The sequence below is a fragment of the Curtobacterium sp. Leaf261 genome, assembly GCF_001422205.1.
Classification (GTDB): Bacteria; Actinomycetota; Actinomycetes; order Actinomycetales; family Microbacteriaceae; genus Curtobacterium.
This window is the reverse complement of record NZ_LMMJ01000007.1, coordinates 466439-477939: the sequence shown is the minus strand read 5'-3', so window position 1 is coordinate 477939 and position 11501 is coordinate 466439. Positions and strand designations below refer to the sequence as shown.

The window sequence follows — 11501 nt, the reverse complement described above, 5'->3', positions numbered from 1 at the left end:
GCGACACCGCCAGACCCGCGACACCGCCAGACCCGCGACACCCACTGACTCGCGACACCGATGCCGAGAGGAGCGAGATGCCGAGGGAACGACTCGACATGCCGGGGATCGACTGGACCCGCATCTCGCCGAAACTGGTGTGGACCGAGCTCGTGACGGTGCTGCTCGTCGGTGCGGTCATCACCGCGGGGTTCCTGCTGATCGGGTTGCTCGCACTCGCCGGTTCCGTCAGCGGCATCGTGTGGACGTGCATCGGCATCGCGGCTGCGATCACCACGATCCTCGTCGCGGCCTTCACACCCCGCCGGATCCGCGCGATCGGCTACGCCATGCGGGACGACGACCTCGTGGTGCGTCGCGGCCTCATGTGGCAGCGGTTCATCGCCGTGCCGTACGGCCGCATGCAGCTCATCGACGTCAGCCGTGGCCCGCTCGGACGCGTGCTCGGCCTGAGCGACCTGCGCTTCGTCACGGCGGCCGCGTCCACGAACGTCCGCATCCCCGGGCTGCCGGTCGGCGAGGCCGACCGCCTCCGCGACGAGCTCGTCGCGAAGGCCGAGTCGCGCCGCGTCGGGCTGTAGACCGCCATGAGCCTCGGACGGACACCGGACCTGTCGTCACCGCCGCCCGTGCGCCGCGGTGACGCCGCCGCGGCCGCGCAGCTGACCGACGGCGAGTGGCACCGCCTGCACCCCGCGACACCGCTCCTCAAGGGCGGCATCGTGTTCGTGGCGATCTTCTTCTTCGTCTTCCAGCAGTTCCGGGAACGCCTCGTCAACATGGTCATCCCGCAGGCGGGCTACGACGGCGAGCAGGGCGACCCGATCGACTACGTCGTCAGCCACAACTACGTCGGGTTCGTGCTGCTCGGGATCCTGGTGTTCATCGCCGTCCTGGTCGGTCTGTTCTGGCTTGCCTGGCGCATGCACACGTTCCGGGTCACCGGCGAGGTCGTCGAGGTCCGCTCGGGCGTCGTGTTCCGGAACCACCGGAAGGCCAGGCTCGACCGGATCCAGGGCATCAACATCGCGAGGCCGTTCCTCGCGCGGGTGTTCGGTGCCGCGCGCCTCGAGATCTCGCAGGCCGGCAACGACGCGAACGTGCAGCTCGCGTACCTCGGCTCGCGGGCGGCCGACGACCTGCGCCAGCGGATCCTCCAGCTCGCGAGCGGTGCCAGGGACTCCCCGGGTGCCGGTCCGCGGATCGACCCGGCGACCGGCAGGGTCATCGAGCAGCGGATGAACGAGTTCCTGTCGCCGGAGTTCGATCCCGTGGCGACGCATGCGACCCGGGTCGTGAAGGTGCACCAGGGCCGGCTCATCGGATCGCTCCTGCTGTCCGAGACGACGGTCTTCATCCTGCTGGCCGCGGCGGCGATCGTGGTGAGCGTCTCGCTGACCGGGCGCTGGTTCCTGCTCGTGACCCTGTTCCCGGCGCTGATCGCGGCGGTCGGCTTCTACGCCAGGAAGTTCGCCAAGTCGCTGCAGTACACGATCGCGTCGACACCCGACGGCATCCGCATCGGGTACGGGCTCGTGTCCACGACGAACGAGACGCTGCCGCCGGGGCGCATCCACGCCGTGAGTGTCAACCAGCCGCTGCTCTGGCGTCCGTTCGGCTGGTGGGACGTGCGGATCAACCGGGCGTCGCACTCGCAGGGGTCCCGCCAGAACCAGCAGGCCTCGAGCGTCGTGCTCCCCGTCGGCAATGCGCACGACGTGCGCGAGGTGCTCGAGATCATCCTGCCGGAGCTCGTCGGCGCCGCGGTGGTCGGACCGGCCGCGAGCCTCGAGGACCTGCAACAGGGGTCGGCGGCCGCGGTCGGCGTGGTCGAGGAGAGCCTCACGACGACGGGCGACGCCGGCAGGTTCGTCCGGTCACCGCGGCGTGGAGCCTGGCTCCGGCCGTTCTCGTGGCGGCGGAACGGGTACCGGCACGTGCCGGGTGCCGTGCTCTTCCGCCTCGGTGCGATCTGGCGTTCGCTCGTGCTCGTCCCGCTGCCGCGGATCCAGAGCGTGCGGGTCGCACAGGGTCCGATCGAGCGCACGCTGCGGCTCGCCGAGGTGCACGTGCACACGGTGCACGGACCGGTCGTCGCGCGGATCGGCGCGATCGAGGCCGACGACGCGATGCGGTTGTTCGCCGAGGCCGAGACGAACGCGATCGCGGCGGCGGACACCGACACGTCGCACCGGTGGCGGGAGCGCGCCGGACTGGCGCGCACTCCGCTCGAGGTGACGCGCCAGCGGCACGCGGTGCCAGCGCCGGGGGAGCCTGCGACCACGGACGCCGGACTGGCGCGCACTCCGCTCGAGGTGACGCGCCAGCGGCACGCGGTGCCAGCGCCGGGGGAGCCTGCGACCACGGACGCCGGACTGGCGGCACGACTTCCGTTCCCGACGTCATCTCCCGCACCCGTCCCTCCAGGCTGGGATGCGACCCCGCGTCCGGAGGCGGACCGATGAGCGACCGCGCCGGACGCCTCGGCGTCGGCATCATCGGCGCCGGAAGGGTCGGGCCAGTGCTCGGGGCCGCCCTCGCGAACGCCGGGCACGCCGTCGTCGGGATCACCGCGGTGTCGGACGCGAGCCGCGATCGTGCCGAGGCGCTGCTCCCCGGCGTCCCGATCCTCGACATCCCGTCACTCGTCGAACGGAGCGAGCTCGTACTCCTCGCGGTGCCGGACGACGCACTCGCGGAGCTGGTGCGGGGCCTCGCGGACGCGGGGGTGTGGCAGCCCGGGCAGCTCGTCGTGCACACCTCGCCGGACAGCGGCGTCGGGGTGCTCGCTCCCGCGCTCGCGAAGGGCGTGATCCCGCTCGCGATCCACCCCGCGATGGCCTTCACCGGGACGAGCGTCGACCTGTCGCGGCTGCGGGACGCGTACTGCGCGGTGACGTCGCCGACCCCGGTGCTCCCGATCGGGCAGGCCCTCGTGGTCGAGATGGGCGCGGAGCCGGTCGTCATCGCCGAGGCGGACCGGCCGGCCTACGCGGATGCGGTGCGGGCGGCGACGACGTTCTCCGAGGCGATCGTCACCCAGGCCGCGGGCACGCTGTCCGGGATCGGTGTGGAGCACCCGGGGCTCGTGCTCGGTGCCCTGGTGCGGTCCGCCGTGGACAACGCCCTGACGCGGGTCGACGGTCAGCAGCGGCTGTAGGACCCCGGTGTTCTGAACACCCCCGTCCAGCCGGAACACCCGGATCCGCGTGTTCAGCGTGGACGGGCGTGTTCTGAACACCCCCGTCGATCTCCCGATCTGCGCCGCGTCCGCACCCCCGGTACGATCGACCCGTCCCCCACGAACTCTGGAGCCGCGCCAGCATGACCGACGAGCACGTCGACACCACCCCCGAGACCACGGCCGCCGACGTCGCGGCCGACCTCGCCGCGACCGAGCAGGCAACTGAGCAGCAGGCGACCGAGCAGGACGACGCCGAGCGCGAGGCCTCGGAGCAGAAGGCGGTCCGGCTCGACAAGCGCGCGAAGCTCCTCGCGCACGGCATCCAGGCTTACCCGGTCGGGGTCGGCATCACGACGACGATCCCGGCGGTCCGCGCCGAGTACGAGCGGCTCGAGACCGGCGAGGAGACCCAGGACGTCGTCGGGATCGCCGGCCGGATCGTGTTCTCGCGCAACACCGGCAAGCTCTGCTTCGCGACCCTGCAGTCCGGCGACGGCTCCCGCATCCAGGCGATGGTCTCCCTCGCCGAGGTCGGCGACGAGTCCCTCGCCCGCTGGAAGGAGTTCGTCGACCTCGGTGACCACGTGTTCGTGCACGGCCGGGTCATCTCGAGCCGCCGCGGCGAGCTGAGCGTCATGGTCGACGACTGGGCGATCGCGGCGAAGGCGATCCAGCCCCTGCCGAACCTGCACTCCGAACTGTCCGAGGAGACCCGCGCCCGCGCCCGCTACCTCGACCTCATCGTCCGCGATCAGGCGCGGGCGACCGTCCGGGCCCGCGCGAAGGTCATGCAGTCCCTCCGGGCGACGTTCGACGGACATGAGTACCTCGAGGTCGAGACCCCGATGCTCCAGACGCAGCACGGTGGCGCGTCGGCCCGGCCGTTCGTCACGCACTCGAACGCGTTCGACACCGACCTGTACCTCCGGATCGCGCCGGAGCTCTTCCTGAAGCGCGCGGTCGTCGGCGGCATCGACCGGGTGTTCGAGGTGAACCGGAACTTCCGCAACGAGGGCGCAGACTCCACGCACTCGCCCGAGTTCGCCATGGTCGAGGCGTACCAGGCGTACGGCGACTACGAGCAGATGGCCGACCTGACGCAGGAGCTCGTGCAGAACGCCGCGGCCGCGGTCACCGGCGGACACGTCGTGACGCTGGCCGACGGCACCGAGTACGACCTCGGCGGCGACTGGGCCCGCATCGACATGTACGGCACGCTCTCCACGGCCGTGAGTCGGGAGATCACCCCCGAGACCCCGCTCGCCGAGCTCGTCGCGCTGGCGGACGAGGCCGGCGTCGAGGTCGCGCACCCGACGCACGGCAAGTACGTCGAGGAACTGTGGGAGCACCACGTCAAGGGCGGCCTCGACCGGCCGACGTTCGTGATGAACTTCCCGCTCGACACCTCGCCGCTGACCCGTGAGCACCGGTCGCGCCCCGGCGTGGTCGAGAAGTGGGACCTCTACGTCCGGGGCTTCGAGCTCGCGACGGCGTACTCCGAGCTCGTCGACCCGGTCGTCCAGCGCGAACGGTTCGTCGAGCAGGCGAAGCTAGCTGCCGGGGGTGACGTCGAGGCGATGCGCGTCGACGAGGAGTTCCTCCGCGCGCTCGAGCACGGCATGCCACCGTCGGGCGGCATGGGGATGGGTGTCGACCGGTTGCTCATGGCGATCACGGGCCTCGGGATCCGCGAGACGATCCTGTTCCCGCTCGTCAAGTGATCCCAGTTCGCTGACGTATCCTGCAGTCGTGCCTCATGGAGTCGTGACCGGGATCATCTTCGCGTTGGCGCCGACGATCATCGTCGGCCTCATCTTCTGGTTCGTCATGCGCGCGATCCTCCGGTCCGACCGCACCGAGCGTGCCGCCTACTCGAAGATCGAGGCGGAGGAGCGCGCGAAGTTCGCCGCTGAGCGCAGCACCGGATCGCCCGTCTCGCCGGTCACGCCCGGCGACTGACGGCCTCCGTCCGTCACCTGACGGTCGGCCTGGAGGCACGGTTCGCGTCCGCCACGTCCGTCACCTGCCGTTCACCACGGGCTGGCATCCTCGCGGCCATGCGTGCTGCTCGTGCCGACGATCCCATCGACGTCCCGGACGAGCTCGAGCCCGAGGACGCCTTCGGCCACCACGCGACCACCGGCCCCGTGTCGACGGTTGTCCCTGCCGATGACCTCGAGCCGGACGACCACGACATCGACGTCTGACGGTCACACCCGGTTCACCGTGCCGTCGCCCGTCGGTGTGAGCATCGACGCCATGACGAGCATCCGCGCCGTGGTCCGCAGCACCCTCATCGGTGACTTCGAGAACGAGTACGACGAGTTCGACCTCGACGAGGACCACGAGGTCCTCCTCCGCCGTTCGGTGTGGCTCGAACCGTCCTGGTGAGCCCCGGCGGCTCTGGCGTCGGGGTACAGCCTGGCCGGAACGCGTGTACCCGTTGACGTACCCCATCGGCCGCTCCGAACGAGCACACCCGCCGGGGTACATCGTCTGCGAAGGCAATGGGTTCACCCGGAATCGCCCGGAATCGCCGGGAATACAGGGGTTGGCGCCCCACATCCAGGCGGCGGTACGCACAATACGACGTACCCCACTCCGACCGATCTGATGACCAAGCACGGAGAAGGCTGAGAATCGTTCGGAACGATTTGTGGGGTACACCTCTCGGCCGCTTTACTCGTCATACGCACCGAGTGTCACCCAGCACCCGCACTGCCCCTCCACCGCAAGGCCCGTCACCGCAAGGAGAGTCATCGCATGACGATCGCAACCGCAGCTCCGACCACGTCCCGCCGCACGGCCGCCACCAGCGCCCCGGCAGCACCGAAGTCCCGCGAACTCGAGGCCGTCGACACCGCGATCGAGGCTGACGAGCGCCTCGCCGGTGTCCGCGGGGCATCGGTCGACCAGGTCGGCGACTACCTCCGCCACATCGGGCGCCTCTCGCTCCTGACCGCTGCGGAAGAGGCCGAGATCGCCCGACGCATCGAGGTCGGGCTGTTCGCCGAGGAGAAGCTCGCGAACGGCAAGGGCCTGACGAAGCAGCTCGAGCGTGAACTCCGGTGGCTCGGCCGCGACGGTCAGCGCGCCAAGGAGCGCATGATCACCTCGAACCTGCGCCTCGTCGTGAGCATCGCCAAGCGGTACTCGCAGCGCGGTCTGCCGTTCATGGACGTCATCCAGGAGGGCAACCTCGGACTCGTCCGTGCGGTCGAGAAGTTCGACTTCACGCAGGGCTACAAGTTCTCCACGTACGCCACCTGGTGGATCCGCCAAGCGATCTCCCGCGGTCTCGCCGACAAGGCCCGCACCATCCGCATCCCGGTGCACACCGTGGAGCTGATCAACAAGATCTCCCGCACCGAGCGTGACCTCACCGTCGACCTCGGCCGTGCCCCCACGGCGGAGGAGGTCGCCGAGGAGCTCAGCATGGGCGTCGAGGAGCTGACCGACCTCAAGGGCCGTTCGCACGAGCCGGTGTCGATCCACACCGTGGTCGGCGACTCCGACGACAGCGAGCTGGGCGACTTCATCGAGGACGAGGACGCCGCGAGCCCGAACGAGATGACCGAGTCGACGCTCCTGCACCGCGACATCCGTTCCATCGTCGCCGAGCTCCCGACCGACGAGGCGAACGTCATCCGGATGCGCTATGGCCTCGACGACGACCACCCGATGACCCTCGACGAGATCTCGAAGGTCGTGCACACCACGCGCCAGGCCGTGAGCCGTGTCGAGTCCCGCGCCAAGCTGCGCCTCTTCGCCAAGGCCGTCAGCCAGGACATGCAGCTGTACCTGACCGACTGACCTCGGTCCCGCACCACGACGAACGGCCCGCCGGAGCACCAGCTCCCGCGGGCCGTACGTCGTCCACCTGAGTGGAGGTCCGACGTCACTGACGATCCGGCGTCACTGACGATCGGCGTCGCCGACGGTCAGGCGTCCTCGTGCTCGTCGCCCTCGGGGTCGTCGTCCCCGTGCTCCTCGTCGGGGTCCGGCGCGACGCCCGTCGGTGGCGCGAGGTCCGGTCGCTCCTGGGCCCGGAGCCGCTGACGGACCTCTGCGGGGATGAGCTCCTGCAGCTGGTCCGGCCGCATCGGCAGGTCGAGCAGGCTCAGCTTCATCCGGCCGGTCCGTCCGTGCCGCTCGGCGTCGAGCCGGATGACCGAGCCAGCGTTCTTCCGGAGGTGCAGATCGATCTGGGCACCGGTCGCGACCTCGCCGACGACGAGCCCGTCCACCTCGAGCGCCGCGCTCCTGGTGCCCTCGGCGATGGCGAACCGGTAGCGCTCCTTCGCCGCGAGCACCACCGAACGGTCGATGCCGGCCATCGGGGCGACCGGCGTCACGACCGATCCGGACAGTGCGGGAGAGAGCACGGGGCCGCCGGCGGCATGGTTGTAGGCGGTCGATCCGGCCGGCGTCGACGCGACGATGGCGTCCGCGCGGTAGTACCCGTACGTCAGGCCGTTGATCGTGAGGTCAGCGGACACCTGCCCGGAGCCCGGACGCCGGACCACGGTGAGGTCGTTGAAGGCGAGGTAGTGGGTGTTCGACCCGGACCAGGACAGGGCGGCTTCGAGCGCATGGTGCGGTTCCAGCGAGTAGTCCCCGGCGGACAGGCGGCCGAGTGCGACCTCCAGCTCGAACGGCTCGATCTCGACGAGGAAGCCGACGTTGCCGTAGTTGACGCCGAGCACGGGCACCGGACGGTTCGCGACGAGACGCATCGCCCCGAGCATCGTGCCGTCCCCGCCGAGTGCCACGACGGTGTCCACGCGGTCGCGGAACTCGTCGTCCTCGAGCAGCTCGATGCCGGATCCCTCCACGCCGGTGCCGAGTCGGACGGCGTCGATACGGCGCGCCACGAGGTGTCCTCGTCCGTCACGGTTCCAGCGCTGCAGGGTCGCGACGGACTCGGACACGTTCTTGGTCGGGTGCACGACGATGCCGACGAGGGGGTCCTCCATGGCCGGGAGCGTATCCGCCGAACCTGCGTCCCCGGACCGGCATGTGATATCTTGCATAAGATCTCGTTGACCGACCCGAACGGACGACCATGCAGAGCCTCCTGCTCCCCGCCCCCATGCCGCCGATCCGCTCGGCGCCGAGCACACTGCTGCTCGCGGAGCACGATGCGCACGACCGCGGACAGCCGTTCGTCGACGTCGGACACCTGCTCGTGGCCGCGGTGTCCGAATGCGCCGTCCACCGGCGCTTCCGTGCGGTCCTCGACGCGCATCTCGTCAGCGTCACGGCGCTCCGGGCATCGCTGCCGTCGAACTCCTACCGCGCATCGTTCGCCACGTACGACACCGATGCGGGGATCGTCTGCACCCCCGCGGCGATGCGCGTCCTCGCGCGGTCCATGCGGCACGCGGCAACGGCGAGTGTCGTCGCCGTGCAGCCGCAGCACGTCCTGCTGGCGCTCCTCGACGGCGTCGACGACCCCGCGCTCGGCGACGCGCACCTCCGCCTCGAGTCCGTCGGCGCGGACGTCCGGCGACTCCGTCGAGCCCTGCGACGGGCCACACGTCGCGCGTGATCGTCTGACGGTCCGGAACCGGCGGGGCGGACCCGAGCCGAGCCTCCCGGCCGTGGCAGCGCCGCCCGGACAGGGTTCACGCCCACGGCGAACAGGGGCAGACCGCCCCCCGATCCCCGTTTAGTCTCGACGTAACGCACCGGTCTCGTGAGGAGACCGGTACATCTGTCGGCTCCACCCTCCGGAGCCAAGGGAGAGCACATGTTCGAGAGATTCACCGACCGAGCCCGTCGTGTCGTCGTCCTCGCCCAAGAAGAGGCGAAGATGCTCAACCACAACTACATCGGCACCGAGCACATCCTCCTCGGCCTCATCCACGAGGGCGAAGGTGTCGCCGCGAAGGCGCTGGAGTCGCTCGGCATCTCGCTCGATGCCGTCCGCGAGCAGGTCCAGGACATCATCGGCCAGGGCCAGCAGCAGCCGACCGGGCACATCCCGTTCACGCCGCGCGCCAAGAAGGTCCTCGAGCTGTCCCTGCGCGAGGCGCTGCAGCTCGGCCACAACTACATCGGGACCGAGCACATCCTGCTCGGGCTGATCCGCGAGGGCGAGGGTGTCGCAGCCCAGGTCCTCGTGAAGCTGGGCGCGGATCTCAACCGCGTCCGCCAGCAGGTCATCCAGCTCCTGTCCGGCTACCAGGGCAAGGAAGCGGTCGCCGTCGGCGGCGAGAACGCCCAGGGTGCGCAGCAGGGTTCGCAGGTCCTCGACCAGTTCGGTCGGAACCTCACCCAGGCCGCACGTGACGGCAAGCTCGACCCGGTCATCGGACGCGAGAAGGAGATGGAGCGGGTCATGCAGATCCTCTCCCGTCGCTCGAAGAACAACCCCGTCCTCATCGGTGAGCCCGGTGTCGGCAAGACGGCCGTCGTCGAGGGCCTCGCGCAGGCGATCGTCAAGAACGACGTGCCCGAGACGCTCAAGGACAAGCAGCTCTACTCGCTCGACCTCGGATCGCTCATCGCCGGCTCCCGCTACCGCGGTGACTTCGAGGAGCGCCTCAAGAAGGTCACCAAGGAGATCCGCACCCGCGGCGACATCATCGTCTTCATCGACGAGATCCACACCCTCGTGGGTGCCGGTGCCGCCGAGGGTGCGATCGACGCGGCCTCGATCCTCAAGCCGCTCCTCGCCCGCGGTGAGCTGCAGACGATCGGTGCGACCACGCTCGACGAGTACCGCAAGCACTTCGAGAAGGACGCCGCACTCGAGCGTCGCTTCCAGTCGGTCCAGGTCAACGAGCCGTCGCTGCCGCACACCATCAACATCCTCAAGGGCCTCCGCGACAAGTACGAGGCGTTCCACAAGGTGTCGATCACGGATGGCGCGATCGTCTCCGCGGCGAACCTGGCGGACCGCTACGTGCAGGACCGCTTCCTGCCCGACAAGGCCATCGACCTGATCGACGAGGCCGGTGCGCGTCTCCGCCTGTCGATCCTGTCGGCGCCCCCGGAGCTCCGCGAGTTCGACGACAAGATCTCCGAGGTCCGCGGGTCGAAGGAAGCCGCGATCGAGGACCAGGACTTCGAGAAGGCCGCGTCCCTGCGCGACGAGGAGAAGAAGCTGCTCGGTGAGCGGCTCCGCCTCGAGAAGCAGTGGCGTGCCGGCGACGTCGCAGCCTCAGGCACGGTCGACGAGGGCATCATCGCGGAGGTCCTGGCGCAGGCCACGGGCATCCCGGTGTTCAAGCTCACCGAAGAGGAGACCTCGCGTCTCGTCTTCATGGAGAAGGCCCTGCACCAGCGCGTGATCGGTCAGGAGGAGGCCATCTCGGCACTCTCCAAGACCATCCGCCGCACCCGTGCCGGTCTCAAGGACCCGAACCGTCCCTCCGGCTCGTTCATCTTCGCCGGGCCCACGGGTGTCGGCAAGACGGAGCTGGCCAAGGCGCTCGCGGAGTTCCTGTTCGACGACGAGGGCGCGCTGATCTCCCTCGACATGTCGGAGTTCGGCGAGAAGCACACCGTCTCGCGCCTCTTCGGTGCCCCTCCCGGGTTCGTCGGGTTCGAGGAGGGCGGCCAGCTCACCGAGAAGGTGCGCCGCAAGCCGTTCTCCGTGGTCCTCTTCGACGAGATCGAGAAGGCCCACCCGGACATCTTCAACTCGCTGCTGCAGGTGCTGGAAGAGGGTCGTCTCACCGACGGCCAGGGCCGTGTGGTCGACTTCAAGAACACCGTCATCATCATGACCACGAACCTCGGTTCGCAGGGCATCGCCGGTGGCCCGGTGGGCTTCCAGGTCGAGGGTGACTCCGGCATCGGCTACGACCGGATGCGCGCCAAGGTGAACGAGGAGCTGAAGAAGCACTTCAAGCCCGAGTTCCTGAACCGCGTGGACGACACGATCGTCTTCCCGCAGCTCTCGAACCCCGAGCTCCTGCAGATCGTCGACCTGTTCGTCAAGCGTCTGTCGGACCGGCTGCTCGACCGCGACATGACCGTCGAGCTGTCGCTCCCGGCCAAGGAGCAGCTCATCAAGGTCGGGTTCGATCCCGCCCTCGGTGCCCGGCCCCTGCGCCGCGCGATGCAGCACGAGGTCGAGGACCAGCTGTCCGAGCACATCCTGCAGGGTGAGCTCACCGCCGGGGACCACGTCAAGGTGGACTTCGTGGACGGTGCGTTCACCTTCGAGACCGGGCGTCAGCCGGGTCGTGAGGAAGTGCTCGCCGGCGTCCCGGCCATCGAGGCGGTCACGCCCGAGGCACCCGCCGGGGACATCGAGGCGTAGCCCGGAGCACTCCTGCCACACTGAACACCGCCCTGCACGCGA

The 11501-nt window shown here is 69.7% G+C and carries 11 protein-coding genes; 10 read left to right on the top strand and 1 reads right to left on the bottom strand.

Going from position 1 to position 11501, the window contains the following annotated elements:
* Window positions 1–77 precede the first annotated feature (77 nt).
* The 8 genes from ASF23_RS07580 to ASF23_RS07555 all read left to right on the top strand — a co-directional run bounded on the left by ASF23_RS07580 (window position 78) and on the right by ASF23_RS07555 (window position 6997).
* The gene (locus tag ASF23_RS07580) at window positions 78–581 is read left to right on the top strand and encodes a PH domain-containing protein (RefSeq protein WP_055951203.1); all 504 of its coding nucleotides are present in this window, start codon (window positions 78–80) and stop codon (window positions 579–581) included.
* A gap of 6 nt (window positions 582–587) precedes the next feature.
* Entirely contained in the window at window positions 588–2465 is a 1878-nt protein-coding gene (locus ASF23_RS07575) for a PH domain-containing protein (RefSeq protein ID WP_055951200.1), read from the top strand.
* Window positions 2462–3160: a Rossmann-like and DUF2520 domain-containing protein gene (locus ASF23_RS07570; RefSeq protein WP_055951198.1), complete on the top strand. Its 699-nt coding sequence runs from the start codon at window positions 2462–2464 to the stop codon at window positions 3158–3160. Before ASF23_RS07575 ends, ASF23_RS07570 begins: the two co-directional genes overlap by 4 nt.
* Before the next feature lie 164 nt (window positions 3161–3324).
* Window positions 3325–4905, top strand: a complete 1581-nt coding sequence (gene lysS / locus ASF23_RS07565; protein WP_055951195.1) for a lysine--tRNA ligase — start codon at window positions 3325–3327, stop codon at window positions 4903–4905.
* Window positions 4906–4933: 28 nt separating this feature from the next.
* The gene (locus ASF23_RS07560) at window positions 4934–5143 is read left to right on the top strand and encodes a hypothetical protein (RefSeq protein WP_055951192.1); all 210 of its coding nucleotides are present in this window, start codon (window positions 4934–4936) and stop codon (window positions 5141–5143) included.
* Window positions 5144–5241: 98 nt separating this feature from the next.
* Entirely contained in the window at window positions 5242–5391 is a 150-nt protein-coding gene (locus tag ASF23_RS18260; protein WP_156364343.1) for a hypothetical protein, read from the top strand.
* A gap of 52 nt (window positions 5392–5443) precedes the next feature.
* Window positions 5444–5575: a hypothetical protein gene (locus tag ASF23_RS18945; RefSeq protein WP_268750846.1), complete on the top strand. Its 132-nt coding sequence runs from the start codon at window positions 5444–5446 to the stop codon at window positions 5573–5575.
* 372 nt (window positions 5576–5947) lie between these two features.
* Window positions 5948–6997 (top strand): sigma-70 family RNA polymerase sigma factor, encoded by a 1050-nt coding sequence (locus ASF23_RS07555; protein ID WP_055951189.1) that lies wholly within the window; start codon window positions 5948–5950, stop codon window positions 6995–6997.
* Window positions 6998–7125: 128 nt separating this feature from the next.
* Here ASF23_RS07555 and ASF23_RS07550 read toward each other — a convergent pair whose 3' ends face one another.
* Window positions 7126–8160, bottom strand: a complete 1035-nt coding sequence (locus tag ASF23_RS07550) for an NAD(+)/NADH kinase (protein WP_082473906.1) — start codon at window positions 8158–8160, stop codon at window positions 7126–7128.
* Between the two features lie 89 nt (window positions 8161–8249).
* Here ASF23_RS07550 and ASF23_RS07545 point away from each other — a divergent pair, with 89 nt between their 5' ends.
* Entirely contained in the window at window positions 8250–8735 is a 486-nt protein-coding gene (locus ASF23_RS07545) for a hypothetical protein (protein ID WP_055951186.1), read from the top strand.
* A 201-nt stretch (window positions 8736–8936) separates the two neighbouring features.
* The gene (locus ASF23_RS07540) at window positions 8937–11459 is read left to right on the top strand and encodes an ATP-dependent Clp protease ATP-binding subunit (RefSeq protein WP_055951183.1); all 2523 of its coding nucleotides are present in this window, start codon (window positions 8937–8939) and stop codon (window positions 11457–11459) included.
* Window positions 11460–11501: the final 42 nt, after the last annotated feature.

Excerpts from the sequence above, each read along its gene's own strand:
- ASF23_RS07570 (WP_055951198.1), top strand. The coding sequence starts at position 2,462 with ATGAGCGACCGCGCCGGACGCCTCGGCGTCGGCATCATCGGCGCCGGA.
- ASF23_RS07580 (WP_055951203.1), top strand. The coding sequence starts at position 78 with ATGCCGAGGGAACGACTCGACATGCCGGGGATCGACTGGACCCGCATC.
- ASF23_RS07540 (WP_055951183.1), top strand. The coding sequence starts at position 8,937 with ATGTTCGAGAGATTCACCGACCGAGCCCGTCGTGTCGTCGTCCTCGCC.
- ASF23_RS07545 (WP_055951186.1), top strand. The coding sequence starts at position 8,250 with ATGCAGAGCCTCCTGCTCCCCGCCCCCATGCCGCCGATCCGCTCGGCG.
- ASF23_RS07555 (WP_055951189.1), top strand. The coding sequence starts at position 5,948 with ATGACGATCGCAACCGCAGCTCCGACCACGTCCCGCCGCACGGCCGCC.
- ASF23_RS18945 (WP_268750846.1), top strand. The coding sequence starts at position 5,444 with ATGACGAGCATCCGCGCCGTGGTCCGCAGCACCCTCATCGGTGACTTC.
- ASF23_RS18260 (WP_156364343.1), top strand. The coding sequence starts at position 5,242 with ATGCGTGCTGCTCGTGCCGACGATCCCATCGACGTCCCGGACGAGCTC.
- ASF23_RS07575 (WP_055951200.1), top strand. The coding sequence starts at position 588 with ATGAGCCTCGGACGGACACCGGACCTGTCGTCACCGCCGCCCGTGCGC.
- ASF23_RS07550 (WP_082473906.1), bottom strand. The coding sequence starts at position 8,160 with ATGGAGGACCCCCTCGTCGGCATCGTCGTGCACCCGACCAAGAACGTG.
- lysS (WP_055951195.1), top strand. The coding sequence starts at position 3,325 with ATGACCGACGAGCACGTCGACACCACCCCCGAGACCACGGCCGCCGAC.